The following is a 26619-nucleotide window of genomic DNA, read 5'->3' as shown; positions in this document are numbered from 1 at the left end:
TCGGCGCACCCGGCAATGCGCCTGCCGCCAACCAGCCGCGCGGAGATTGACAGTTTCCGGCACTTCTGGCGGCGTTGCGGCTTCACGGCTGGGGACGCGCCATGATTGGTCAATCGAGAGCCCATCTTCGAAGTGCCGGCGAAGGCTATTGGCAGCATTTCCGCTTTGCCACGACCTTTGGGCTTCTGGCCATGGCGGCAGGCTTCGCGGCCATCCTCCACGCCTTCATCCCTGGTGTCTGCACCAGCACCGCCAGCCGCATCATCCGCCACCTCGGCAACCTGCTTGAGGATCGTAGCAAGATCGACGCGATCGAGAATGAGGCGGTGGAAGCTCGGGCTTTCGTGATGCTGCTGCTTTTGGCGACTGCAGCCGTCGCGCCGCTGTGGATATTGGACGCACCGAATGCCTTGCGCATTGCCTACACGGTACTCGCCTTCGCGCTGCCCGCCGCGCTGATGATCAGCAATCCCGAACTAATCACCAGCGAAGAGCACGCGGCCTAGGGCGCCGCGGCCGCCTTCAGTCCGTCGACCGAACGCCGCCGGTTCGGCGCCGCTGCCAGCGCCTGCCGATAGGCAACCGCAGCATCCGCCTTGCGGCCCTTCGCCAAAAGCTCATCGCCGAGCAATTCCGCGCTTGGCTTGGCAAGTGCCGGCGGACCGAATGGCACAGGCAGGGCGGCCTCGGCATTGGCTGCCGCCTGCAATAGCTCAACACCCAGATCATACTCACCGCGTGCAAGAGCGACGACCGCTTCGCCTTGTGCGACCGCGCGATCCAGCCATGCGCCGGACTCATGGTCGTCTGGAGATTCGACCGGCAAGGCAGCGGCTATTTCGCCTCGGTAGCTCTTCATTTCGGCCAGGGCGGCACCGGCAGCCGCAGCATCGTTGCGTGAGCCGAGCACCCGCCCATAAGCCAGCGAGAAGCGGCCCCACAGGGCCCGATCCCCAGCCGAAACCGCGTCCGCAGGTGGCCAGTTGCCGGTGTCGACACCGTGCCGAACCGCGATATTCGCCCAATTGTTGAAGGGATTTCTGACGGCGCCAAGAACCGACTTGTCCTCGCCCTTGGCCGCCGCGGCCAGCGCCTCGGCCCGGCAGGCATCGACCAATGGGCGACTGTCCTTCCCTTGCTGGTCGAGCGAATATGCCAGCCATTCATTGTAGTGGCCGCAGCTGGTCGGCGGCCTGCCGGCTGCGGCACGCTGCTCGTTGACCAGCTTGGCGGCCGTCACATTGGCGCGTTCCACCGCATCCCAACGGCCAAGCGCGAGATAGATGTGGGAAATCATATGCTGGGCATGACCGGCATCCGGCGCGACGAGTGCATAACGTGCCGCTGCGCGCTCGCCCAAGGGCGCATGCGCCGGATCGTCATAGCTGTGGATCATATAATGGAGCAGGCCCGGATGGTCGGGGTGCGCCGGTAGGGCCTCTTCGAGCAGCGCAGCCGACTTCATGTAAAGCGCCGTGTCGCGGCCCTGGCTCGCCAGGCCCAGCGTGGCCAGCGCGTAAAATGTCCGCGCGTCGATGTCCGAACGGTCGGCTTCGAACAAGGCCCGCATCCGCTCATGATAGGCGACGTCGCGTTCGATCTTGCTGCCGGTCCCATACAGGGCCTCGACGGCGTCCAGCCATGCCGCTTCGCGCGCCGATCGCGCCTTGGTGCGTCGGGCCGCGGGGTCCGGGCCCAGCCGCGCCAGCACGGCACGCGCGGCAGCGGTGTCCTGCTCAGCCCATAGCGGGTGGTTGTGGGTCATCGCCTCGCCCCAATAGGCCATGACGTTGGCGGGATCGGCTTTCTGCGCATCACGAAATGCCGCCGCAGCGGTAGGATATTCGAAGTTGTGAAGCAGGTAGAGGCCGCGCGCATACGGATTCTGGCCACTGGGCACAGCCTGTGCTTCCGCCCCGCCATGTCCTTCGTGCTGCGCCAAGGCCGGAACCGGGGCACCCATCAGCGTCAGCGCTACGATAATTCTGGTTACAGTCATCGCCATCCCCCTGCGAACTGCTGGTTGCAGGCTAGGTCACCGTACCAGAATTGGCAATTCAATTAGGCGGCTGTGCTCCCCGCCACGCACGGCTTAGGGCTTGGAACTGACGTTCGCCGGCTTCCGGAAGCGATAGATGAGCTGGTCGGTCCGAAACCGGATGGCTTCGTCGAACACATTCTTGCTGTGATCGTCGGCCGGGTTGCGAAGGACGGGAGATTCCGCCTCCAACACAAATCCTGCCGCCTCGAAATCGGCTTTCACCCGCGCAGGATCGATACGGTGCAGGTCCTGGGCGACCTTTCGAACATCCCCGCCGGGATTCGCCACATGATCGATCACACCGATCACTGCTCCCGGCTTCATCGCGTTGAAGACTGTCCGGACGAACGGCTTGGGGTCCATGCGGGGAAAGTTGAACTTGGTGCTTTCCCAATAAAGGTCGTGATAGTTCAGGTTGAACATCACGAAATCATATTTGTTTTCCGACAGTTGGATCCTGTTCGCCGGACTGACGAGAAGCTTCATGTTCGGATAGGTGGCTTCGATCTCGTTCCAGCTCTTGCGCGATTTGGGGCTCGAGAAATTGGCCGCCTCCCAAGCGTCCACCGAACCTTCCGGTCCGACGGCCCGCGCCATGATCCGGCCGTAGTAGGAGCCGCTACCGAACAGGTCGAGCGCATGACCGCCCCGCTGAAGTCCCAGGAACTGGAGGACTTCGACCGGCTTTCGCACCATGTCGATCAGTTTGGTCTTCTCTGGCCGGTCGGCATCCGCGACTGCGGCCTTGATATCCGCGGGCTCAGCGCCTGCCGGACCTGCCAATAAGGCGAAACCAAGGACGAAGGTGATGATGGAGACCGAGCGCAGCATGGCGGAAGGTTCGGCCACGCCTATGCCGACGCGCCAGAGACGTGCAGGCGAACGTCACGTTACTGCAGGTTAACGGCCGCTACCCGAGCGCCTTTACAATCTCTTCCACCATCTTCTTGGCGTCGGCGAGCAGCATCATCGTATTGTCGCGATAGAAGAGCTCGTTATCGACGCCGGCATAGCCGACGCCCCCCATCGACCGCTTGACGAACAGCACCGTCCGCGCCTTTTCGACGTCGAGGACGGGCATCCCGTAAATCGGCGAACTCTTGTCGGTCTTGGCGGCCGGGTTGGTGACGTCATTGGCGCCGATGACAAAGGCGACATCCGCCTGCGCGAATTCGCTGTTGATGTCCTCCAGTTCGAACACCTCGTCATAGGGAACGTTCGCCTCGGCGAGCAGCACGTTCATATGGCCCGGCATGCGGCCCGCGACCGGGTGGATCGCATACTTGACCTCCACCCCCTCTTTTTTGAGGAGGTCTCCCATTTCCCTCAGCACATGCTGCGCCTGGGCGACGGCCATGCCATAGCCGGGCACGACAATGACCTTGTCGGACTGCTTCATGAGGAAGGCAGCGTCTTCGGCCGAGCCGCGCTTATAGGGCCGGTCGATTGCAGCGGCGCTACCCGCCGCCTCGACGGCGCCGAATCCGCCGGCAATGACCGAAATGAAGCTGCGGTTCATGGCCTTGCACATGATGTAGCTAAGGATCGCGCCCGACGAGCCGACCAGTGCGCCAGTGATGATCATCGCGGTGTTGTGCAGCGTGAAGCCCATCGCGGCCGCGGCCCAGCCGGAATAGCTGTTGAGCATCGAGATCACGACAGGCATGTCGGCGCCGCCGATGGGGATGATCAGCAGGAAGCCGATCACGAATGCCAGCGCGGTCAAGGTCCAGAAGTCGATCGGCGATTGGGAATGCCAGAAGCCATAGATGAAGAAGAAGATCGCAAGTCCGACGGCCAGGTTGATCCAGTGCCGGGCGGGCAGGAGGATCGGCTTGCCGCTCATGTTCCCGTTGAGCTTCAGGAACGCGATTACCGAGCCTGAGAAGGTGATGGCGCCGATGGCGACGCCCAATCCCATCTCGATGCGGCTGACGCCCAATATCGCGCCCGAGCCATCGACAATTCCGAATGCGGATGGATTGAGGAACGCCGCGGCCCCGACCAGGACGGCCGCCATGCCGACCAACGAGTGAAATGCCGCGACCAATTGCGGCATTGCCGTCATCTGGATCCGCCGGGCAGTCACAAGGCCAATTCCCCCGCCGATGAGGATAGCGGCGGCAATCTCCCACAAAGTCGCGATTTCGTGCGTCGCAAGGGTCGTTACGACCGCTATCGTCATCCCGATCATGCCGATGATGTTGCCGCGACGACTGCTGTCGGGGCTCGACAGGCCGCGAAGCGCCAGGATGAAACAGACGCCGGAGATCAGATAGGCAATGAGAACCCAGCTCGGGATGACGTGGATCACGTCGGTATGAACTTCAGGAGCGCTCATCGATCAGCGCTCCTTCTTCTTGTACATGGCGAGCATTCGGTAGGTGACCGCGAAGCCGCCGAAAATGTTAACCGACGCCAGCGCGACGCCGATCAACCCAAGCCATTTGGATTGGACACTGCCCGATGAGGCCGCCGCGATCAGCGCGCCTACGACGATCACGGAAGAAATGGCGTTGGTCACGCTCATCAATGGCGTGTGGAGTGCCGGCGTCACCGACCAGACGACATAATATCCGACGAAGCAGGCCAGGACGAAGATCGACAGGATCGAAATAAAGTCCAACGGGCACCTCCCCTGCACTGTTCTGACTGAACTTGTGGCAAGCCCGGCGATGGATGTCGAGGCGCGAATATTTCCGCTTTCGCCATACCATTAAATTTAGCGCGGTTTCCCATTTGTTAACCTCTTTCTGGTGAAGCAGTTAACGAAGCAGGAAGGGAACAAGCGCCGATGCGCTGGTTGCGCCGCAAGGACCGAGAGCGAAAGGAAAGTAGGCCGACCAGGCTGCTTGGCTGGGCGATCGTCCTTGGCCTGCTTTTTGCGCTCGTACGCGCGGGCGAATATCCCGAGGACCGGCTGCGGGCCGTCCGTAATCATCTGAACGAACGCCCCGCCAGCGGCGAAATCGTCATGGTCGGAATCGACGAAAAGTCGCTGCGGGAGGTCGGTCGCTGGCCATGGCCGCGCGGCCGCTATGCCGATCTGGTCGATGCGATCGATGCGGCAAGGCCGAAGCAGCAGGTTCACGACATCATGTTCCCGGATCGGTCGGATCCGGCGCAGGACCGGCTGCTTGCAGCCTCCTTTGCGCGCAGCAGCAATGTGACCCTCGCCTATCTTCCCCGTGCCGGTGCGCAGCAAGGCGTCTACGAAGACGTGCAGCCGCTGCCCGAATTCCGGGAGCATACAGGGGTCGGCGCGATCGCCCTGCAGTATAATTATGCGAACGAAGGCTGGATGCTGCCGCTCGGTACCGAGCGCGGAAATTCGGTCATCCCGTCACTCGCGACGGTGTTGGCCCAACGCTATTCCGGACGAAGCGAGGAATTCCGCGTCAACTATGCGTTCGACCCGGCTTCCATCAAGACGTTTAGCGCAGCGGACGTCATTGCCGGCCGCCATCGCGAAGCGCTTCGTGGAAAGACCGTAGTCGTCGGCCTGGCCGCCGAGCGGTTGGGCGACCAGTTCATGCTGCCCGGCTGGGGCAAGATGAGCGGCGTCTACATTCACATCATCGGTGCAGAGACGCTGAAAGCGGGTAAGCCAATCGATCTTGGCTGGATCCCGGCCTTCCTCCTCGCCACGGCTTTGGTATGCTTGACGATCAAGCGCAGCGGTCGACAGCAGATTGTGGCGCTTGTTTCCGGTATGGCGGCTCTGCTCCTGCTCCCGGCACTTCTTGAACGCTCGCAGATATTCGCGGACGTAACGCCCGGCCTGTTCGTCGTCAGTTGGGTTGGCATTGGCTTGCTGCTGCGGAACGCCAAGCGCCGCGGCCTTACCAACGCCATCAGCGGACTGCCGAACCTCAATGCACTTCGGCGCGCGAGCACGGAGCGCGATCGTCCGCTCATCGTCGCGCGCGTCGTCAACTATGCGCAGATCGTATCGACGCTCACCCAGGCCAACGAGCGCAACCTCGTCGAACAGGTGGCAGCTCGCCTCAAGGTCGGTTCGGAAGTCGCGACTGTCTATCAGGGCGACGAAGGCATCTTCGCCTGGACCGTTCCCCCCGGCACCGCGATCGGTCACCATGTCGAAGCGCTCGCTGCTCTCTTCCGCAGTCCGGCGAAGATCGACGGCCGGCCGCTCGACATCGCGATCACCTTCGGCGTCGAGATCGGAAGCGGTCGCTCGCTCAGCAACCGTTTGAACAGTGCGCTGGTCGCCGCCGACGAGGCCACGAATGAAGGCCTTCGGTGGAAGTATCACGATCCTGAGCGCTTGAAGGATGCCGATTGGCGCTTGTCGTTGCTCAGCCAGCTCGACGATGCGATCGACAATGGACAGGTTTGGGTCGCTTACCAGCCGCAGCTGGATCTCCGGAGCCATCGAATCCGCGGAGCCGAGGCGCTTGCGCGCTGGACCCATCCGGAAAAGGGCCCGATCAGCCCGGTCGAATTCGTGGCCGCCGCCGAGCAGAACGATCGCATCGAAAAGCTGACCATGTTCGTGCTGGACAAGGCGGTCGAAGCAGCCGCGCGCATCAACAAGGAACATGGGCCGTTCGACATGGCCGTGAATCTGTCGGCCCGAATGCTGGGCGACAAATCGCTTCCTTCGCGCGTGCGCGCCGTCCTCGACAAACATGGGCTGGACCCTGCCCGACTGACGCTTGAGCTGACCGAAACGGCAGCGCTTGCCAACGGCGCGGATACCAGCCCCCTGTTCGGTCTCAAGGACCTGGGCGTGCGGGTATCGATCGACGACTATGGCACCGGCCTGTCGACGCTCGACTATCTGAAGAAGGTGCCGGCGAGCGAAATCAAGATCGACCAGAGTTTCGTCAAATCCATGCGCGAACATCGCAGCGACCTGGTGATGGTCCAGTCGACCATTGCACTGGCCCATTCGCTCGGTCGTACAGTCGTCGCGGAAGGCGTGGAAAATCGCGAGATCCTCGACATGCTGATCGCGATGAAGTGCGAAGTCGCCCAGGGCTTTATTGTCGGTCGGCCCAGCAGTCTTAACGACCTTGCCAAGCGCTTGAATGGCGAACGGAAAAAGCGCGCCGCTTAAAGCACTCTTCTGCTTAGCTTTTCAGCCTTCTGTTAATAAAGGTTAACGCAAGACACGGTCGCAGTTTCTACTGCGGGAGTGCCGTTTGACTCATCCATTACTTTGACCCTTAGCGGCCGCTTCTGGAGAACTTGGTAAATTCGTTGCTAACCATTTCGATTAAGGTTAATGTCCTTGTCGGCGGCGTGAGTCGCGTTTGACGACAGGGGACGATCATGAAGTACAAGAAAGCGAGTGCTACCCGTCTTGGCCTCTGGAGCTGGCTGTTCGGCCATGGCTGGAGCGGCGCTGGCGGCAGCGGCTAATTGAATCCCCGGCCGAAAGGTCGGGATTCTGCCAAAAATTCGACGATCTACGGCTCGGCGTGGATCGTCTTTTGGCGTCTCCGCATTGCGGGGACGCCTTTCTCTTTTCAGCCAAAGCGCATGGTCCATTCAGGCACGGAAGTAACCGGCCCCTGCACGGTGCAGAGCCTGTTTGCCCGATTCGAAATGGTTAATCGTTACTGCGCTGTCTTGAGGCGCTCGTGAACCACCGCGCCGCCGCGCGTCAGGCGGATACCGGTCACAATCTCATCATCGTCAGGAAGGACGACTTCCGACTTTTCCTTGTCCCAGAAGGCAGTCAGGAAGTTGGCCAGGTTTCGCGCGAATAGTGCGGAAGAGTCTGCGGCAAGCGTCCGCGCCAGCTGAACCGCGCCGACAATCGCTACGCCGTGGCGCACGACCGTTTCTCCGGCCACGCACCCTTCGACATTGCCACCCGCTTCGGCGGCCAGGTCGACAATGACGCTGCCCGGCCGCATCGTCGCCAGCTGGGCATCGCTGATCAGCCGCGGCGCGGGGCGTCCCGGAATCAGCGCGGTGGTGATCACGATATCCTGCTTGGCGATATGGCCGGACACAAGTTCGGCCTGCGCCGCCTGATATTCGGGGCTGGTTTCGCTGGCATAGCCGCCCTGCCCTTCGCCTTCGATGCCGGCAACGCCTTCTACGAAGATCGGTTTGGCACCCAGTGACTGGATCTGTTCCTTCGTCGCCGAACGGACGTCGGTGGCGCTGACTTGCGCACCGAGCCGTTTCGCGGTGGCGATCGCCTGGAGGCCCGCAACGCCGACCCCCATCACAAAGACCTTCGCGGGACTGACCGTCCCGGCGGCTGTCATCATCATCGGAAAGGCGCGGCCATAAGTCGATGCCGCGTCTACCACCGCCTTGTATCCGGCGAGGTTCGACTGCGACGATAAGATGTCCATCGACTGGGCCCGCGTGATGCGCGGCATCCATTCCATCGCCAGCGCCTCGAGCCCGGCCTTGGCGTAGTCGGCGATCGCCTCGCTCCGCTTTGCCGGATCCAGCGCGCCGACGAGTAGCGCACCCGATTTGGCTCCGCTCAACGTCGAAGCATCAGGCCCGCTGACGCAAAGGATGATATCGGCGTCTTTCAGGACGTCGGCCCTGGAACCGGTCGCGGCTCCCGCGCCCTCATACTCGGCGTCGGAGATGGTGGCGCCTTCGCCGGCGCCCTTCTCAACGGCGACCGTTGCGCCGAGCCCGGCGAACTTCTTCACCGTTTCGGGAATGGCGGCGACCCGGGTTTCCCCCGCGCCTTCCTTCAGGACCGCGACCTTCAAGCCGGGGCCCTAGTTCGAAATCGTGTAGATGACGATCGCGGTAACGATCGCACTGGCAATAATGCCGTATTTCAACAGAGTGATGAAACCGGCGTAGTTCCGGTGATGCGCCGGATAATCCATTTCGGTGGCGGTCGGATGAACCTTGTTGTCAGCCATTACGATATTCCCCGTTCAACTTCTGGTTGGGGCGGTCTTAACAAGCCCGCCGCCGACGCCCAAGCAGCTTTTTGCGAAGCTTTAAGGGGAGCTTTACCCATTTGCGCTAAAAGTTACGCATGCGCGAAGAAGTCGTCCTACGCTCGCTGCTCCTGATCGATGCCGATGCCAATGAGCGGAGGCAGCTCTCCGCGATCGCCTCGCGCGCCGGCTGGAGCACGGTCGGCGCATCATGCGACGAGACGGCTGCGGCCATCCTGCAAGGCCCGCATGGCCGCGAGGTCCGCGCCGCTGTGCTGTCGAGCTGGGATGCCGAGAACGGCCCTGCCCTGATTGCGGCGCTGCGCCGTTGCCGTTCCACATTGCCGATTATTGCACTGGCCGACGCCGGCTCGATCGCGCAGGCGGTCGATGCGATGCGTGCGGGTGCGTCCGATTTCCTGGCCAAGCCGGTCGCTCCGGAACGGCTGCTCGATGCGCTGGCTGCCCACGCCGATCGCCGCCGCGCCGCCGGCGAGCTTGCGCCCATTTCCGAAAAGATCGCTCCGGAACTGATGCTGGACCAGCTGGTAGGCTCGGCTCCGGCCTTCCGCGCGGCACTGGCCGTTGCGGCCAAGGCGGCCCGCAACCGCCTTCCGATCCTCATCGTCGGCGAGCCCGGTTCGGGCAAGGAAACCTTTGCCCGATCGATCCATCACGCAAGCCTTCGCGCCAAGAATCAGATCGTGAAGGTCGACTGCAAGTCGGTCGCCGCCAACATCATCGACAGCGAGCTGTTCGGCCATATGCCGGGCGCTTTCCCGGGCGCCTTCGCGGAGCGTGTCGGCCGTATTGTGGAAGCGGACGGCGGAACCTTGCTGCTCGACGAGGTGGGATCGCTGCCTCAGGAAACGCAGGAGAAGCTCGACCGCGTCCTGGCGACCGGCGAAGTTCGCCCGGTCGGATGCAATGGTTCCAATTCCGTCGATATTCGCCTGATCGCGACGTCCAGCCGTCCCCTGCCAGGCGATTTCCTACCGAGCCTGGCCGAGCGCATTTCCGCGACCACGGTCACCCTGCCGCCTCTGCGGGAGCGTAGCGGGGATATTCCAACGCTGGCCCGCCACCTGTTGGGACGCTTCGCCGAAGAGCCGGGCATGCGCCCCCTTTCGATCGGCAATGACGCGCTCGCAATCCTCATGCGCTACGGCTGGCCGGGCAACGTCCGCCAGCTGGCCGGCGTGCTGTTCCGAGCCGCGCTCCAGAGCGATGGCAATTCGCTGACGGCCAATGAATTCCCGCACATCGCCATCCAGTCGCGTTTTTCAGGCCGTCGCAGCGATGCTTCGCCGGACATCGGCAAGCTATCGACAGACGCGGCGATGGCCGGCGCGCCCGGCGTCACTTTATATCGCCAGGATGGCCACCTCCGCAGTCTCGAGGAAATCGAGGCGGATATCATCCGGCTGGCGATCGGCCATTATCGCGGACGCATGACGGAAGTCGCTCGCCGCCTCGGGATCGGCCGGTCGACTCTCTACCGCAAGCTTGGCGAGCTCGGGATCGACACCGCCGCCTGAGCCGGTCTAGTTGCGGCTTATGCCGCAGCCCAAAATCCTCATCACCGGCGCCGCATCCGGCATTGGCCGTGCCGTCGCCGATCTGTTTGCCGCCAAGGGCTATGATCTGGTCCTCGTCGACTTGGCAGATCATGCGGATGTCGCGTCCCAACATTCACCAGTTCAGCGACTGCGGGGCAGCGTCTCCGACGAAAGCTTCTGGTCCGCAAACCAGTCCGCGCTGGCCGGCCTGACACACGCAGTCGTCAATGCCGGCGTCTCCAGCGGCGGGCCGATCGAGGCGCTCGAATTCGACGAGTGGCGCCGCGTGATGTCGGTCAATCTCGACGGAGCGTTCCTGACGCTGCGGGCCGCGCTACGAGCGATCAAGGCCAGCAGCGGCCCACGTTCCATCGTCATCACCGGCTCCATCTCCGGAATGAAGGCGGAAGCCGGCGTGGCAGCCTATGGCGCATCGAAGGCTGCGGTCCTGCAGTTGGCGAAAGTCGCCGCCAAGGAAGTCGCGCCAGACGGCATTCGCGTCAATGCGATCGCACCCGGCGGTGTCGACACGCCGATCTGGGACGACATGCCCTTCTTTGAACAGCTCGTCGCCAGTGAGGGCAGCCGCGAAGCCGCGATCAGCGCCATGGCGAAGATGGCAACGCCTTTAGGCCGTTATGCCAGTGCCGACGAAATTGCCGCGCAAATCGCATTCCTGCTGTCAGATGATGCCGCGACGATGACCGGCACCGTCCTCACCAGCGACGGCGGCTACTCACTTTAGACGGACTTCGGCGTCAGCGCGGCATCCCTGAGGCCGCGCCAGACTTTCAGTGCCTGCACCGTTTCGGGAATGTCATGCACCCGGAGGATCTGCGCGCCTTGCTCCACCCCCTTGAGCGCGAGAGCCAGGCTTCCCGGCAATCTTTTGTCCGCCGGCGCCTCATTGGCAAGCGCGCCGATCATCCTCTTGCGGCTTGCGCCGAGGACGATCGGGCAGCCGAGGCCATGCAGCAGCGCCAGCCCGTTCATCAGCTCCAGATTGTGGGCGACGGTCTTTCCGAATCCGATTCCCGGGTCGACCAGGATCCTGTCGCGCGGAATCCCCGTTTCCTCCGCGGCAGCAATCCGTTCCTCCAGCCACAGAAACACCTCGACCAGCGCATCGTCATAGCGCGGCGCGTCCTGCATCGTTGTGGGATCGCCCTGGTGATGCATCAGCACGACCGGAGCGCCCGCCTCCGCGACGACCTTCGCCGACTGCGGGTCCCAGGTTAGCGCGGATACGTCATTGACCAGCTTGGCCCCCGCCCCCAGCGCAGCGCTCATCACGCCAGACTTACGCGTATCGATCGAAACGGCATGACCGCCCGCTGCCAGTCGCTGGACGATCGGAAGAACTCGTTCGATCTCGTCATTTTCCCACACGGTAGTCGCGCCGGGCCGGGTGGACTCTCCGCCGATGTCGATGATCGCCGCACCTGCGGCCGCCATTACTGCTCCAGCATCGGCTGCACCGGACGCGTCGGCATAGGCTCCCCCGTCGGAAAAGCTGTCGGGCGTCGCATTGACGATGCCCATCACCTGCGGCTGGTCCAGGCGGATCGTCCGCTCGCCCATCTGCAGCGCTTTTCGCTGACCGGTGATCCGCGCCCAGTCGGCTGCCATTGCCGCGTCGAAGCGATCTTCGATGCCTGCGACTGGGACGATCTCACCTGCCGTGCGGCGATTGCCATCGATCCGGAGAAGCTCGACCAGGCCGAACCAGTTCAAGCCACCGGCAAGCCGCGCGACTTTGCCGTCATGGCCGAAAGGAGAATCGACGAAGCCCGTGGGCCGGATGAGCGTGCGGGTCATTCAAGTCCTTCCGTCATTGCGAGCGCAGCGAAGCAATCCAGACTGGATTGCCGCGTCGCTACGCTCCTCGCAATGACGATTAAAGTCCGGCCAGATGCTTCTGCCGAAGCGCATCGATCGGCTGCAGCTTATCTTCAAGCTCGACATGCCAGAAAGTCCAGCCGTTGCACGAAGGCGCGCCCTGCAATGTCGCTCCGACCTTGTGGATGGACCCCGAATTCCCCTCGCAAGCTATCGACCCGTCCGCATTGACGCTGGCCGACCAGCGCCGCTTCGAGTCCATGAGCAGCGAGCCCGCCGGCACCATTCCACTTTCGACCAGCAGGCCGAAGGCGACGCGCGGCTGGCTGCGCTTGTCGGCCATCACGGTCATGGCACTCTCGTCGAGCGGCAACGTCGCATCGATCCGCTGGCGCGCGACCTTCACATAGCTGCGCTCGCGCTCGATCCCGATCCATTTGCGGCCCAACCGGCGGGCCACCGCGCCGGTCGTTCCGGTCCCGAAAAATGGGTCGAGCACTACATCGCCCGGCTTCGTGCAAGCGAGCAGGATGCGATAAAGAAGGGATTCCGGCTTTTGCGTCGGATGCGCCTTGTCACCGGCATCGTCCTTCACCCTCTCCGAGCCGGAGCAGATCGGAAGCACCCAGTCCGACCGCATCTGCAAATCGTCGTTCAGCGCCTTCATCGCGCGATAGTTGAAGGTGTAGCGCGCCTTCTCGTCCTTCGCGCACCACAGCAATGTCTCATGCGCATTGGTGAAGCGCGTGCCCCGGAAATTGGGCATGGGGTTGGCCTTGCGCCAGACGATGTCGTTGAGGATCCAGAATTCCGCGTCCTGGAGCAGCGCACCGACGCGGTAGATATTGTGGTAGCTGCCGATCACCCAGATGGTGCCGTCATCCTTCAGGATGCGCCGGGCCTCCGCCAGCCATTCGCGCGTGAAGTCGTCATAGGTGGCGAGGCTGTCGAACTTGTCCCAATCGTCATCGCAGGCATCGACCTTGCCGCCTTCAGGCCGGAACAGGTCGCCGCCCAGCTGAAGATTGTAGGGCGGATCGGCGAAGATCATGTCCACCGATTTGTCCGGGAGGCGCGCCATCTCGGCGATGCAGTCACCCTCAAGAATGCTGTCGATCGGCAGTTCCTTGCTGCGCGATTGAGTACGCGGGCGCGAACGGCCCGGGCTCTCCATAAGCGGCAGGTGCATGATCATTTCTGGCGGTCCCCATTTGATGGACACCCTCGATGAGTCACGCCGGACTCGCGGTCAAGGAGGCCGGCCGAGAGCCTCGAACAGGTCCGATGAGAACAAAAGGAATCCGCCCAACGACCAAACACAAGATGTTGAGTCTGCGCGGAAACGCGGGACTCAATCCCTAGTGGTGTGACTCGAAAGACTCGGGCACGAAATTATTCGGCGGGAAGCACCATGACTTGCGCCATCCGCTCCCGAACCGGAGCGAAGCTGCGCCGGTGAAGCGGCGTCAGGCCCAGAGTATCCAGCGCACGGATATGCTCCGGGGTCGGATAACCGCGGTTGGTCTCCCAGCCATAGCCGGGATAGGTTTCGGCATGTTCGGCCATGATCCGGTCGCGCGTCACCTTGGCGACGATGGAGGCGGCCGCGATCGACCGGCACTTGGCGTCCCCGGCAATGACCGCCTTGGATGGGCGCTCCCAGCGGGGCGTGGCATTGCCGTCAACCAGGATCCAGGCCGGCTCGATACCTAGCGCCTCGACCGCCCGCGTCATCGCCAGCATGCGCGCCCAATAGATGTTGATCTGGTCGATCTCCTCGACCGAAGCCATTCCCACGCCGATCCGCGCGACCTTCTGCAGTCGGCCGTAGATTGCTTCGCGCGTGTCGAGATCCAGCTTCTTGGAATCGTCGATGCCGCGCGGAAACTTCTCCCGATCCAGCACGACCGCGGCGGCGACCACCGGACCTGCCAGCGGCGCACAACCCGCCTCATCGACCCCGGCCAGGGGCTGCGGATAGGGAAGTTCAAGCTTGAAACAGGGCCGTGCCACGGTCGCCGACGATATTGGCGGGATGATCTAAGTGGAAGCCACGAAACGAAATTTCTGTGGATCAATATCCCGTCATTGCGAGGAGCCGAAGGCGACGCGGCAATCCAGACTGGATTGCTTCGCTTCGCTCGCAATGACGAGACTTACTCCTCCATCCGCCACGGCGGGAACCGCCGCGCCTCGCCAGCGCGATAGAAGAAGACAGTATTGCCCGACGGATCGCGAAGCCGCGCTTCTCGCCACATCCATGGCTGATTGCGCGGGCCATGCTCAAACGGAATGCCCTGGCGGGCCAGCCGTTCGACCCGTTCGTCGAGATCATCGCACTCGAAATAGACCGCGACCGTTTCGCCAATCTCCGCTTCGGGATCGCACTGGATCGAGAATGTCGTCCCGCCCACTTCGAACCGCGCATATTGATTTTCCGGGCTGCCGACGATCTGCTTGAGGCCGAGCTTGCGGTAGAAGTCGACCATCTTGGCATAGTCTTTGCCGGTGACGGTCACCTGGTTGAGGCGGAGGCCGAGCCCCGTATCCATCCGCACATTCTGCTGGCCGAGCGGCCCATGGCCCTGCCCCAGGCCCGGCGCTTCGTGGAGCGCCATGCGCACGAACAGACGCGCCCGCTCGACCGCCTGGGCCAGGCCAAGTCCCGCCCCCAGATAGAAGGCGATTCCGCTAGCCAGCGTGCAGCCCGTGCCGTGCGTCGAGTTGGTGTCGATCCGCTGGCCCTGCCAGCTCGTCATATTATCTTCTTCGATGAGGGCGTCGGCCAGGGCATCGCCCTCCTCATGGCCGCCCTTGATGAGGACCGCGCAGCGGTGGTCGGAAACCAGCTTCAGCGCACCGGCCACCTCATCTTCTTCGCCGGTCAGCCGCTTGAGCTCCGGCAGGTTCGGCGTTGCGATCATCGCGACGTCCATCAACCTGCCGAACGCCGCCACCGTCGCGTCGTCCGCCAATGTCGCACCGCTAGTCGCAACCATGACCGGGTCGAACACCACCGGAATGCCTTCCAGCTTCTGGAGGCGCTCGGCGATGTGCATCGCGGTAAAGGATGATCCGATCATCCCGATCTTGACCGCATCGACGCCAATGTCCTCGATCACCGCATCGATCTGGGCGAGCACGATCTCGGTCGGAACGGCATGCACGGCGGTGACGCCTTGCGTATTCTGCGCGGTGACTGCCGTGATGGCGGTCATGGCGTGCCCACCCAGCATCGTCACCGTTTTGATGTCGGCCTGAATACCCGCTCCGCCACCGGAATCGGATCCGGCGATGATGAGGATTCGCGGAGGCTTCGAAGTCATGTGTCGGCCAATAGACCCAAATCGTTAAGCAGCCGCAACCGCCTCGCAAATGCGGTCGACCAGCCGTTCGACCATTTCGGCATCGTCGCCCTCGGCCATCACCCGGATCAGCGGTTCCGTGCCGGATTTCCGGATGACCAGGCGCCCACGGTCACCAAGTTCGCTTTCCGCACCGGCGATGATCGCCTTGACCTTGTCCTGCTCAAGCGGCGCGCCGCCGTTGAACCGCACATTCTTGAGCAATTGCGGGACTGGTTCGAACACATGCAGCAGCTCGCTGGCCGGCTTTCCGCTATCGACCAATGCGGCGAGGATCTGCAGGCCGGCGATCAGGCCATCGCCGGTGGTTGCGTGATCGGACAGGATGATGTGACCGGATTGTTCCCCGCCGACATTCCGGCGCATTTCCCGCATCGCTTCCAGCACATAGCGATCGCCGACAGCAGACCGGTGCATGTCGAGACCCGCTTCGCCAAGCTTCCGCTCCAGGCCGAGGTTGGACATGACAGTCGAGACGATGCCGCCGCCGCGGAGCGTTCCATGCTGGTGCTGCGACAGCGCGATCAGGCCCATCAGCTGATCGCCGTCCACCACCTGCCCCTTCTCGTCGACCACGATCAGGCGATCCGCGTCGCCGTCCAGCGCAAGGCCGAGATCGGCACCCGACGCGACGACGGTTTCGCGCAACAATTCCGGCGCGGTCGAGCCGCATTTGTCGTTGATGTTGAGGCCATCGGGCTTGGTGCCCAGCGGAATAACGTCCGCGCCCAGTTCCCAGATTGCGTCCGGGGCAACGTGATAGGCAGCGCCATTGGCGCAATCGATCACCACCTTCAGCCCATCCAGGCGCAGGTGATGCGGAAAGGTCGACTTGGCGAACTGGACATAGCGGCCGCGTGCATCGTCGATGCGCTTTGCCCGGCCGATCTTCGGGGCGTCGATCAAGGTCGCCGGCTCTTCCATCAGCCGCTCGATCTCCATCTCCGTCTTGTCGCTGAGCTTGTAGCCGTCGGGACCGAACAGCTTGATGCCATTGTCGGCAAAGGGATTGTGGCTGGCCGAGATCATCACGCCCAGGTCAGCGCGCAGGTCGCGAGTCAACATCGCGACGGCCGGCGTCGGCATCGGGCCCAGCAACACGACGTCCATGCCCACAGACGTAAAGCCCGCGACCATCGCCGATTCCATCATATAGCCGCTAAGCCGCGTATCCTTGCCGATCACCACCCGGTGGCGATGGACCCCGCGCAGGAAATAGGTACCCGCCGCCTGCCCGACCTGCATCGCAACATCGGCCGTCATCGGCGCCTGGTTGGTGCGCCCGCGAATCCCGTCAGTACCGAAGAATTTCCGTCCCATCAGCCGGCTCTTAGTCCCAAAAGGCTCAGCCGAGGAAGGCCCATACGCCGGCGGGCCTTCCGCCCAGCGCACCGTGCGCCCAGGTAGCCGCGAGCCAGACGACCGTCCCGAAGACGAGCGCAAACCCGTCCGCCGACTTCAATCCCCGGCCATAAGGGACGAAACTGGTCTTCGAGCGATAGTCGCGCCAGACGTCGCCCATCAGCCAGTCCTTCTTGCCGTCCTGCAGGGCGGCGCCGACCAGTGCGAGGAATGCGATCGCGAAGCAGAGGATCAGGCTGGCCGCGGTCGGATTGACGATTGCGTGGGTCGCGGCCCAGAGCGCGAAGCCCCACATCATCGGATGGCGCGTGATCGAAAAGACGCCGTTGGGCTCGTCGATCCGCTCGATCACCTTGCCGGGCCTCGGCAGTGCGGGATTGCGGCGCAGCGAGCCGACGAACAGCACCGATCCGAGCCACATCAGCAAGGTCGCGATCGAATAGCCCCATCGCCCTGCGTCCCAATAGGGCTGCGGCGCCTCGGCGGTCGCCGCCGGATAGGCCCAGATCATCCAGCCGAATAGCACCAGGGAGATTAGCGAATAGACGCCTGCGAAGCCGCGCTCGCCCAGCGCAGAAACCATCGGCGAGCGAAGCGGGTGCGACATAAGGAAGTGGGTGCCGACGAAGGCCACGGAAGCCAGCGCCAGCATGCCCAGTCCGCTCACTTGCGATATGCCTCCGGAAGCGCCTGGCGCTCGAGCGAGCGGTAGCGGTCGCGAAGCTTGGTCTGGTGGTTGTCGAGCGGCTGGCGCACGCCATCGATCCACACCGCCTCGGGCGCGCTATTCAGCTCCAGCGGATCGCCGTCCCACACGACGACGTCGCCGCGGCGCCCGGCGGCCAGGCTCCCAAATTCTCCACCAAGGCCCACCGCTTCTGCAGGCCGTGAGGAAATCATCGCGAATGCGTCGCTCCAGGAAACACCCGCCGCGCCCGGCACCTTGCCGAGCGCAACCAGATTTCCGGCGTACTGCCGCTGATTGCGGGCATAGCGCGTGTCATTGTCGTCGATCATCCCGATCGCGACATTGACACCAGCCGCCCGCATCCGTCCGACATTGGACTGGGTCGCCGCCAGCTGCTCGAAGCTCGACGGAAGGTCGTTGAGCGCCGAAGCGATCACCCACACCCCCGACGAGGCAAGCTTGTCGGCGACCAGCCAGCCCTCGGTCACACCCACCAGAGCGATCTTGAGGCCGGGAAACTCCTGCCGCAGGTCCAGCACATTCAAAATGTCCTTGGAGCGTTCGACATGCACCAGCAGCAGCTGCTTGCCCTGCACTACCGGCACGAGCGCGGCGGCATCGAAACGGGTCAGAAGCACATCGTCCTGACGATTGCTGTCGACGCGGCCCCGAAGGTCTCGCGCCTCCCGGAGCGCGTTGCGGAACATTGCGAAGCTGGCCGTACGGGACCCGCCGGCGATGCCCGCACCGCCCTCGCCCAGCTCGACGAACTGGAAGGCGCGCGCACGGACGATCGGGTCCATGTCGTCGCCGGTGTCGATGATCGCGCCCTGCCCTGCGAAAATGCTCTTGGCAGCAACCGGCGCGACAACCGCCCGCGTCACGCCATCGGTCCGGCTGACGGCGATGGTTGATGCCTTGGGGTTCACGCCCGGCGTCACGTCGATCGCAGCGCTGAACGGGCTCCCTCCAGTCTCGGTATCGTCCGACCCGGAAGCGCCAAGGTCGACTTCCGCCAGCCCAAGTCGCGAGAAACCCGCGACGATGCCTGGCGTCACCCATTTGTTGGTGGCGTCGATTACCTCCGTGCCCGCCGGCAATTTCATTCGAATGTCGCCCGCGGCGACGATCCGTCCGTCGCGCACTACGACCATTCCGTTCTGGATCGGCTCCGATCCATCGCCAAGCACGACGGTGCCGCCGGAGATCGCAAAGGTTTGCGCGGCGAGCGGCGAAGCGGTTGCGGCCAGTGCCGTGGCGATCAGGGAAAGCCGCTTCACTTCACATCTCCTTCGCCCGGCTGTCCCAGCTCGAAGTCGCTGACCGGCCGAAGCTTCGGATTGGCCGCATCGTAAAGCAAAGCTCCGTCGATCCACACCTTGTCGGGCCGGGTGTAGGCGCTGAACGGATTGCCGTTCCACAGCACGACGTCGGCCATCTTACCGGCCTTCAGGCTCCCCGTCTGCTCGAAGATGCCCAGCGATTTCGCGGGGTTACTCGACAGCCAGGTCCAGGCCGTTTCTTCGCTGATGTTGATGCCGGCGCGCTTGCCCGAGGCGATCGCCTTGGCGGCCTCCTGGTTCAAGCGCTGGATGCCGTTCGCATCGTCGCTATGGACGATCGTGCAAGCGCCCGCATTCTGGACGAACGCGATATTCTCGTTGATCGCGTCATAGCTTTCCATCTTGAAGCCGTACCAGTCGGCCCAAAGTGCGCCACAGATGCCGTTTTCCTTGAGCAGGTCGGCGATCTTGTACGCCTCGACGCCATGCTGGAAGCTGGCGATCTTGTAGCCGAACTCCTTGGCGACATCGATCATGATCGCCATTTCGTCAGCGCGGTAGCAGTGGTTGTGGACCAGGATATCGCCGTGGAGCACGCCGCGAAGCGTATCCATCGCCAGGTCCTGCGCGGGAATTTCCCCGCCGGTCTTTTCATATTTGGTCCACTTGCGGTCATATTCCTTGGCCTTGGCCCAGGTCTGCCGGACATAGGCGACGTTGCCCATCCGGGTCTGCGGCATCTGGCTCTTGGACCCGTACACGCGCTTGGGGTTCTCGCCGCAGGCCATCTTGAGGCCATAGGGCGCGCCGGGGAACTTCATTCCCTGCATCGTCCGCGCAGGCACATTCTTCAGGGTTACGGAGCGGCCGCCGAACAGGTTTGCCGAGCCGGGGAGGATCTGCAGCGAGGTCACCCCGCCATTGGCCAGCGCCCGCGAGAAGCCGGGATCCTGCGGCCACACGCTATGTTCGGCCCAAACCTCCGGCCGCGCGGGTGAGGTCGCCTCATTGCCGTCGCTCGTCGACTGGACGCCGGGCGACGGATAGTCGCCGAGATGGCTGTGCACGTCGATGATCCCGGGCGTCACATATCGTCCGCCGGCATCGATCACGGTGGCGCCTTCGGGAGCGCCAAGGTCCGCGCCTCCAACCGCGCTCACCTTCCCATCGACCAGCAGGACCGAACCATTGTCGATCCGTCCGCCCTCTCCGTCGAGGATCGTCGCCCCGCGGATCAAGGTCGGGACGCTGCCATAGGGGTAGTAAGTGGACGGATAGGGATTCAGGTTGATCCTGATCTCGCCCGGCTTCGACTTCGGCTGCGCGGCGCAAGCCCCCAGGCCCGCGACCGCAATAATTGCCGCCGCGAACCTTACTCCCCCCGTTAGACGCATTAGGCCTTTACCTCTCCGCTGAGGTTGGCGCCCGCAGCCTGCGGCTCGCCAAGTTCACGATCACCGGCGAGGTCGCGGGTGTCGCGGAGCGTGTCGAGGTGCATCCAGCGCTTCACCAGCGGCGAAAGCGCCAGCACGACCACCGCCGCACCGATCGAGACCCAGCCGAACAGCTCGTAAATCTGGAGCAGCTTTTCCTTGCTCATCTCGCCGCCATGGCCGCCGGTCGCCTCGCCGATCTTGCCGGCGACGAAGTTGCCGACCGCAGTCATGTAGAACCAGGCGCCCATGATCAGCGATGCGAGGTACGACGGCGCAAGCCGGTTCATCGCGCTGAGGCCAACCGGGCTGAGGCAGAGCTCACCGGTCGTTGCCAGCAGATAGTAGAGGAACACGAAGATGACCGGGGTCATCGCCGCCAGGCCGTAAGCCTCAGCGCCCCAGACGAGGACGAGGTTCGCAAGGCCCATCTGGGCAAGCGCCAGGCCGAACTTGGCCGGAGCGGAAGGCTCCATTCCGCGTCGGCCAAGGGCCACCCACAGGCCCGCGAATATCGGTGCCAGAAGGATGATGTAAATTGGATTGATCGACTGGAAGATCGCCGCCGGCACGCCGCCACGGTCGACGAAGCGGTCCGTGAAGAGGTTCATCGAGCCGCCGGCCTGTTCGAACAGGCCCCAGAACAGCGGGTTGAGGGCAATCAGGAACAGGATGGCGAACATGCGCTCGCGCGGTTCCTTCTCCAGCTTGAAGCTCTCGTAGAGAACATAGCCAAGCAGTGCGAGGCCCGAGATGATCAGCAGCGTCTGGATGACATCCTGATACTGGACCAGCGCCCAGATCACCGCGACCGCGCCGATGCCGACGCCGTAAAGGGTGAACTCCTTCGACTTGGAGAGCGGCGCCGGTGCTTCGCCTGCACCAAGGAGCGCTTTCTTGCCCAGCACGAAGACGACGAGGCCGGCGAGCATGCCGATGCCAGCGAGACCGAAGCCATAGCCCCAGCCGATCGTCTGGCCCAGATAGCCGACCAGGATGGTGCCGATCGCGGCGCCGACGTTAATGCCCATGTAAAAGATGGTGTAGGCGCCGTCGCGGCGGATGTCGGTCAGATTGTACAGCTGCCCGACCATCACCGAAATGTTGGCCTTGAGGAAGCCCGAGCCGACAATGATGAAGGCCAGTGCCGCCCAGAAGACGTTGATCGTCGGGTCCGATTGGCCGCCAACGCCTTCGACCGCCATCAGGCTGTGGCCGACTGCCAGCAGAAGGCCGCCGAACAGCACAGCCTTGCGCTGCCCGAGGTAGCGATCCGCGATATAGCCGCCGAGAACGGGCGTGATGTACACCAGGCTGGTGTAGGCGCCGTAGATCAGGTTCGATTTGGAATCATTGAACAGCCAATGCTGCGTCAGGTAGAAAATCAGCAGCGCCCGCATGCCGTAGTAGGAGAAACGCTCCCACATTTCGGCAAAGAACAGCATGTACAGGCCCTTCGGGTGCCCAGCGAACTCGGGCTCCTTCTGGACGGCAACCTTGGCGCCGACCGTCAGGAAGACAGCCAGGACGAAGACCGCAATTGCGGTAATCCAGTCGCCTTCGGCCCATGCGGAAAATGGCTTTAGACCCATGTCGGGCATTCCTCTCGAAGTGCTGGCTCGCCTCGCGCGGGCGTGCCTTTAGTTGAATTGGGCGGCACCCTAACGGGGAAAACGCGCTTGTGAAGCCGATTGTTGCCAACGGCTTGCGCCACTAGATGCACTGCATGACCCTGAACGATATCTCATCCGCACAATCGCTCCTCGAAACCCGCCGTTCCGGTAGGCCGCGGGAAATGGTTGCACCCGGACCATCCGCTGCCGACCTAGAACGCATCCTGACCATCGCCATGCGAACGCCCGATCATGGCAAGATCTCCCCGTGGCGATTCGTCATCGTTGGCTCACAACAGCGGCAGCAACTAGCCGACCTCCTCGCCCGCGCGCTTCCGGAATGTAACGACGATCCGACCTCGGCCCATTATGCCAAGGCGCTGGAATTCGCCCACCAGGCGCCCGTAATGATCACCCTGGTTTCCTCCCCGATCCAGGGTCACAAGATTCCGGTCTGGGAACAGGAATTGAGCTGCGGCGCGGTCGCGATGAACCTGCTCCATGCCGCCCATGCCCTGGGCTTTGTCGGCGGGTGGATCACCGGCTGGCAGGCCTATTCGCCAAGGGTCACCATGGCATTCTGCAGGGAGGGCGAGCGGATCGCCGGCTTCATCTTTCTCGGCACGCCCGGCAACCCGCTCGAGGAACGCCCACGGCCCGCGCTCGCCAAGCATGTCAGCGAGTGGCAACCGCCGGAAGTCTAGCCGTCATTGCGAGCGTTAGCGAAGCAATCCAACCGCCCGCATTTGGATTGCTTCGTCGCTTTTGCTTCTCGCAATGACGATGGAAATCCTTGAACTCCTTGCGCTTTGCTGTATTGTAACAGCATGACGCTCAGAAGCTCCCACGAAAAACCCGTGTACGTCCGCCTTCGCGAGGTGATTGCCGATGCCATTCTGGCCGGCAGGTACGGCGATGGAGACCCGCTTCCCTCTGTCCGTGCGCTAGCCGCCGAACAGGGCGCCAATCCGCTCACCGTCGCTAAGGCCTATCAGGGCTTCCAGGACGAAGGACTGATTGTGGTGAAGCGCGGGGTCGGCATGTTCGTGGCATCAGGCGCGGCCGCGCGCCTTCGCACCAGCGAGCGTCAGGCATTCATCACCAGTGAATGGCCCTTGATCCGCGATCGCATGGCCCGGCTGGGAATCGACCCGGCCGAACTGATGCAAAGCGCCTAGGCCAGGGCTTCCGCCGGAACCTCGTAAAGCAACGCCGCGCCTGCCTCGGCAGCCGCGCCTAGTCCAAGCGCTTCCGGAACGATCGTCGCCACGAAGAAATCGGTGGCGGCCTTGGTGCGGGCATCCGCACCCTCCGACCGCGCCATTCGTTCGACCAGCCATCCGGCCACCATCACCGACGTCATGGTAAGGAAGGGATAGCTTCCCGCCAGCCGGTCGTCCGGCGCGGATTCGCGCAGGGTGGTGGCTGCAACTTCGACCGCATCGGCCAGCGCAACCAGCCGCGCGTCCCGGGTTTCGTCGCGAACGTCGGCAATCAGCCCGTCGAACGCCAGGCCGCCGTCCAGACCCAGCTTCCGGCCCACGAGGTCGGCCGCCTGGATGCCGTTGGTGCCCTCGTAAATCGGTGCGATCCGGGCATCGCGCAGATGCTGGGCCGCGCCGGTCTCCTCGATATAGCCCATGCCGCCATGTACCTGGATGCCGAGGCTGGCTACTTCGCAGCCGACATCGGTTCCCCAGGCCTTGGCCAGCGGGGTCAGGACCTCTGCACGAAGCGCCGCGGCACCATCGCCCCGTGCCGCCCGGTCGACCTGCCCGAATGCATAATAAAGCAGCGCCCGCGCTCCCATGGTGAGCGCCCGCATGCGAAGCAGCATTCGCCGGACGTCGGGATGCTCGGCGATCGGAACCGGCAGGCGGTTGCGCAGCCCCTGCTTGCGCTCCAGCGCATAGGCAACAGCGCGCTGCGTCGCGCGTTCGGCAATGCCGACGCCCTGCAGACCGACATTCAGCCGCGCATTGTTCATCATCGTGAACATCGCCGCCATTCCGCCCAACTCCGGCCCGACCAGCCAGCCGATCGCGCCCTCATGGTCGCCATAGCTCATGACGCAGGTCGGCGAGGCGTGGATGCCAAGCTTATGTTCGATCGAGACGCAGCGAACATCGTTCGCCGAACCGTCCGGCATCAGTTTGGGAACCAGGAACAGCGAAATGCCGCGTGTCCCTTCCGGGGCTCCAGCAGTACGGGCCAGCACCAGGTGGATGATCTGGTCGCTCAGATCATGTTCGCCATAGGTGATGAATATCTTCGTGCCCTTGATACGCCAGCTGCCATCGCCGACCGCCTCGGCCTTGGTCTTGAGCGCGCCGACATCGCTCCCTGCCGCGGGCTCGGTCAGGTTCATCGTCGCCGGCCATTCGCCGCTGACGATCTTCGGCAGATAATCGCGCTTCAGCTCGTCCGAACCGTGCTGCGCGATCGCTTCGATGGCGCCCATCGACAGCATCGGGCAGAGCGCAAACCCCAGGTTCGCGGCGTTGAGATTGTCCATGAGGGCAGCGGACATGGAATGCGGCAGGCCCTGCCCGCCATGCTCCTCATGCGCCGCAAGCGTCATCCAGCCGCCCTCGACGAAGGATTGCCACGCAGCCTTGAAGCCGGCCGGCATTGTAACCCTGCCATTGTCCCACCGAGCGCCGACCGTATCGCCGATGCTTGCAAGCGGTGCGAATTCGCCTTCCGCGAGTGCAGCGGCGCCCTCGAGCACCGCATCCACCATCTCTGCATCTGGCCCGCCTTCGAGTTCGCCGATCCCGACGACTGCGTTAAGCGTCAGGCGTTGATCCGAAACCGGGGCAATAAAACTCATTTCGAGGTCCTTGAAGATGGTGCGAAGGGCCTATAGCGGGCAGACAATGAGTGGGCCAGCCGACACGCGCGTCATGCCGCTGAGCGATGAAGCCATCGCCGAAGCCGCGCGCCTGGTACTGGCCGGCGAGCTTGTGGCCGTTCCCACGGAGACGGTGTACGGCCTCGCCGCCGACGCGACCAATGCGGACGCCGTTGCGCGCATCTACGCCGCCAAGGGCCGTCCGCGGTTCAATCCCCTGATCGTCCATGTCCCCGATCTTGAAGCGGCCGAGCGCATTGGGCGTTTCGACGGCGAAGCCCGCAAGCTCGCGAACAAATATTGGCCGGGCCCACTGACCCTGGTCGTCCCCCTGGTGAAGGGCGCAGCGATCCCGGGCATCGTTACCGCCGGGCTCGAGACAATCGCCCTGCGCATCCCCGCCCACCCGGCGATGCAGGCGCTGCTCAAGGCCTGCGACCGGCCGCTGGCCGCGCCGTCCGCCAATGCCAGCGGCCTTATCAGCCCGACCAGGGCCAGCCACGTACTCGCTTCCCTGAAAGGCCGGATCCCGCTGGTGATCGACGGCGGCGCGACGCAGCGGGGTATTGAATCGACCATCATCGCCGCGACGGACGGGCGGCTTCGCCTCCTTCGAAGAGGTCCGATCGAAATCGATGCGATCGAAGTGAAGCGCGCCTCGGCGATCGAGGCACCGGGCCAGCTCGCCAGCCACTACGCACCGAAGAAACCGCTCCGCCTCGATGCGACAGGCGCGGAGGACGGCGAATATCTGATCGGCTTCGGCCCCGTTTCCGGCGACGTGTCGCTCAGCGAAACGGGAGACCCGGTCGAGGCCGCGGCACGGCTGTTCGACCTGCTCCATAAAGCCGACGCTTCACCGGCCCAGCGCATTGCCATCGCCCCCGTCCCCGGCGACGGCATCGCCGCCGCCATCCGCGACCGGCTGAAAAGGGCTGCGGCGCCCCGGCCCTAAGCGGCTGACGTCACGATAAAATCCCTGGTGATTTAATATTGCGGCTGACGAACGCCCAACCTAGGCTCATCACAACAGGCTAGTTTCGCCTGTTCGTACATGGGGGAATAAATTGAATCGCAATATCTTGATGGCGGCAGCGCTTGCCGTCGGCACCACCAGCTTTGCCGCACCGGCAATGGCCGAGCAGAAACCGCCTGAGCTGACGCCGGCCCAGCTGTCCGAGGCGCAATCGGAAAGCTATGCGGTGCCGGTGAACACGGCCTTTTCCGCATCGATCGCCGCCCTACAATCGCTGGGTTATGTCGACATCACCGCCAGCAAGGACGCCGGCACGATCAGCGGCCAGACCGAAGCCAAGGGCAAGATTTTCTATAATATCCTCTGGGGATTCGGGAAAAAGAAGCTGACGCAGAAGGCGTCGCTCCTCATCGAGGAATATGGCGCTGGCCAGTCGCTGGTGCGGCTCAACCTGCACGTCACGGAATCGAAGCAGCGCGGCCTGTTCGGCACGGCCTTTAGCGACGGCAAGCTGGTGACGGTCGCCGAGCCCTACGACACATTCTTCACGGCGCTGAAGGCCGAGGTCGACCGGCGCGCGGCGGCTGCTCCGGCTCCGGCAACTATGCCGGTCGCAGCTCCTGTCGCGGCGGATACTCCGACCACCACCGAGGCTCCCGCAAGTGCAGCCGGGTCCCCGCAACGCTAAAGTTTTGAGTTAGCGGGGCGAA

The 26619-nt window shown here is 63.5% G+C and carries 24 protein-coding genes; 8 read left to right on the top strand and 16 right to left on the bottom strand.

Annotated elements, in window-relative coordinates:
- The first annotated feature begins 101 nt into the window (after positions 1-101).
- On the top strand, positions 102-506 hold the full coding sequence (locus tag LZ496_RS00910) for a DUF6356 family protein (RefSeq protein ID WP_249902727.1): 405 nt from the start codon (positions 102-104) through the stop codon (positions 504-506).
- On the opposite strand, the gene LZ496_RS00905 is transcribed toward LZ496_RS00910, so the two are convergent.
- The 4 genes from LZ496_RS00905 to LZ496_RS00890 form a co-directional block, all read right to left on the bottom strand.
- A complete protein-coding gene (locus tag LZ496_RS00905; protein ID WP_249902726.1) occupies positions 503-1999 on the bottom strand; it encodes a tetratricopeptide repeat protein in 1497 nt (498 codons plus the stop codon). The two genes, LZ496_RS00910 and LZ496_RS00905, sit on opposite strands and share 4 nt — an antisense overlap.
- 93 nt (positions 2000-2092) lie before the next feature.
- Positions 2093-2890, bottom strand: coding sequence for a class I SAM-dependent methyltransferase (locus tag LZ496_RS00900; protein WP_249902725.1), 798 nt, complete (start codon positions 2888-2890; stop codon positions 2093-2095).
- Positions 2891-2951: 61 nt separating this feature from the next.
- Entirely contained in the window at positions 2952-4382 is a 1431-nt protein-coding gene (locus tag LZ496_RS00895) for an NAD(P)(+) transhydrogenase (Re/Si-specific) subunit beta (protein ID WP_249902724.1), read from the bottom strand.
- A 3-nt stretch (positions 4383-4385) separates the two neighbouring features.
- Positions 4386-4667 (bottom strand): proton-translocating transhydrogenase family protein, encoded by a 282-nt coding sequence (locus LZ496_RS00890; RefSeq protein ID WP_249902723.1) that lies wholly within the window; start codon positions 4665-4667, stop codon positions 4386-4388.
- Between the two features lie 168 nt (positions 4668-4835).
- Between LZ496_RS00890 and LZ496_RS00885 the strand changes: the two genes are divergently transcribed.
- On the top strand, positions 4836-7124 hold the full coding sequence (locus tag LZ496_RS00885; protein ID WP_249902722.1) for an EAL domain-containing protein: 2289 nt from the start codon (positions 4836-4838) through the stop codon (positions 7122-7124).
- A gap of 502 nt (positions 7125-7626) precedes the next feature.
- Here LZ496_RS00885 and LZ496_RS00880 read toward each other — a convergent pair.
- Together LZ496_RS00880 and LZ496_RS00875 are read right to left on the bottom strand one after the other, a co-directional pair.
- On the bottom strand, positions 7627-8757 hold the full coding sequence (locus tag LZ496_RS00880; protein WP_249902721.1) for an NAD(P) transhydrogenase subunit alpha: 1131 nt from the start codon (positions 8755-8757) through the stop codon (positions 7627-7629).
- A gap of 9 nt (positions 8758-8766) precedes the next feature.
- Positions 8767-8916, bottom strand: coding sequence for an aa3-type cytochrome c oxidase subunit IV (locus LZ496_RS00875; RefSeq protein WP_249902720.1), 150 nt, complete (start codon positions 8914-8916; stop codon positions 8767-8769).
- A 119-nt stretch (positions 8917-9035) separates the two neighbouring features.
- Here LZ496_RS00875 and LZ496_RS00870 point away from each other — a divergent pair, with 119 nt between their 5' ends.
- Together LZ496_RS00870 and LZ496_RS00865 are read left to right on the top strand one after the other, a co-directional pair.
- Positions 9036-10475, top strand: coding sequence for a sigma-54-dependent transcriptional regulator (locus tag LZ496_RS00870; RefSeq protein WP_249902719.1), 1440 nt, complete (start codon positions 9036-9038; stop codon positions 10473-10475).
- Between the two features lie 19 nt (positions 10476-10494).
- A complete protein-coding gene (locus LZ496_RS00865) occupies positions 10495-11241 on the top strand; it encodes an SDR family NAD(P)-dependent oxidoreductase (protein ID WP_249902718.1) in 747 nt (248 codons plus the stop codon).
- Here the strand turns inward: LZ496_RS00865 and folP are convergent.
- The 9 genes from folP to LZ496_RS00820 all read right to left on the bottom strand — a co-directional run bounded on the left by folP (position 11238) and on the right by LZ496_RS00820 (position 22058).
- Positions 11238-12314, bottom strand: a complete 1077-nt coding sequence (gene folP / locus LZ496_RS00860) for a dihydropteroate synthase (protein ID WP_249902717.1) — start codon at positions 12312-12314, stop codon at positions 11238-11240. The genes LZ496_RS00865 and folP overlap by 4 nt on opposite strands.
- A 79-nt stretch (positions 12315-12393) precedes the next feature.
- On the bottom strand, positions 12394-13524 hold the full coding sequence (locus LZ496_RS00855; RefSeq protein WP_436286441.1) for a site-specific DNA-methyltransferase: 1131 nt from the start codon (positions 13522-13524) through the stop codon (positions 12394-12396).
- 203 nt (positions 13525-13727) lie between these two features.
- Positions 13728-14348, bottom strand: coding sequence for a ribonuclease HII (locus tag LZ496_RS00850; RefSeq protein ID WP_249902716.1), 621 nt, complete (start codon positions 14346-14348; stop codon positions 13728-13730).
- Between the two features lie 143 nt (positions 14349-14491).
- Complete coding sequence (thiD, locus tag LZ496_RS00845) at positions 14492-15661, bottom strand: bifunctional hydroxymethylpyrimidine kinase/phosphomethylpyrimidine kinase (protein ID WP_249902715.1); 1170 nt, start codon at positions 15659-15661, stop codon at positions 14492-14494.
- Between the two features lie 24 nt (positions 15662-15685).
- Positions 15686-17020, bottom strand: coding sequence for a phosphoglucosamine mutase (gene glmM / locus LZ496_RS00840; protein ID WP_249902714.1), 1335 nt, complete (start codon positions 17018-17020; stop codon positions 15686-15688).
- 25 nt (positions 17021-17045) lie between these two features.
- A complete protein-coding gene (locus LZ496_RS00835) occupies positions 17046-17729 on the bottom strand; it encodes an NnrU family protein (RefSeq protein ID WP_249902713.1) in 684 nt (227 codons plus the stop codon).
- Positions 17726-19030: an amidohydrolase family protein gene (locus LZ496_RS00830; RefSeq protein ID WP_249902712.1), complete on the bottom strand. Its 1305-nt coding sequence runs from the start codon at positions 19028-19030 to the stop codon at positions 17726-17728. The genes LZ496_RS00835 and LZ496_RS00830 overlap by 4 nt, the downstream gene beginning before the upstream one ends.
- Positions 19027-20427 (bottom strand): amidohydrolase, encoded by a 1401-nt coding sequence (locus LZ496_RS00825; protein ID WP_249902711.1) that lies wholly within the window; start codon positions 20425-20427, stop codon positions 19027-19029. The genes LZ496_RS00830 and LZ496_RS00825 overlap by 4 nt, the downstream gene beginning before the upstream one ends.
- Positions 20427-22058: a peptide MFS transporter gene (locus LZ496_RS00820; protein ID WP_249902710.1), complete on the bottom strand. Its 1632-nt coding sequence runs from the start codon at positions 22056-22058 to the stop codon at positions 20427-20429. Before LZ496_RS00820 ends, LZ496_RS00825 begins: the two co-directional genes overlap by 1 nt.
- A gap of 134 nt (positions 22059-22192) precedes the next feature.
- Between LZ496_RS00820 and LZ496_RS00815 the strand changes: the two genes are divergently transcribed.
- Both LZ496_RS00815 and LZ496_RS00810 read left to right on the top strand, forming a co-directional pair.
- A complete protein-coding gene (locus LZ496_RS00815; protein WP_249902709.1) occupies positions 22193-22783 on the top strand; it encodes a nitroreductase family protein in 591 nt (196 codons plus the stop codon).
- Between the two features lie 123 nt (positions 22784-22906).
- The gene (locus LZ496_RS00810; protein ID WP_249902708.1) at positions 22907-23257 is read left to right on the top strand and encodes a GntR family transcriptional regulator; all 351 of its coding nucleotides are present in this window, start codon (positions 22907-22909) and stop codon (positions 23255-23257) included.
- On the opposite strand, the gene LZ496_RS00805 is transcribed toward LZ496_RS00810, so the two are convergent.
- Entirely contained in the window at positions 23254-24912 is a 1659-nt protein-coding gene (locus LZ496_RS00805) for an acyl-CoA dehydrogenase family protein (RefSeq protein WP_249902707.1), read from the bottom strand. The genes LZ496_RS00810 and LZ496_RS00805 overlap by 4 nt on opposite strands.
- Positions 24913-24958: 46 nt before the next feature.
- Here LZ496_RS00805 and LZ496_RS00800 point away from each other — a divergent pair, with 46 nt between their 5' ends.
- Positions 24959-25888 carry an L-threonylcarbamoyladenylate synthase gene (locus tag LZ496_RS00800; protein ID WP_249902706.1) on the top strand — a complete coding sequence of 310 codons (930 nt, stop codon included), beginning with the start codon at positions 24959-24961 and terminating at the stop codon, positions 25886-25888.
- A gap of 112 nt (positions 25889-26000) precedes the next feature.
- Positions 26001-26597 (top strand): hypothetical protein, encoded by a 597-nt coding sequence (locus tag LZ496_RS00795; protein WP_249902705.1) that lies wholly within the window; start codon positions 26001-26003, stop codon positions 26595-26597.
- Positions 26598-26619: the final 22 nt, after the last annotated feature.

It is taken from the genome of Sphingomonas caseinilytica, assembly GCF_023516455.1.
Taxonomy (GTDB): Bacteria; Pseudomonadota; Alphaproteobacteria; order Sphingomonadales; family Sphingomonadaceae; genus Sphingomicrobium; species Sphingomicrobium caseinilyticum.
This window is presented reverse-complemented; position numbering and strand designations above follow the sequence as displayed.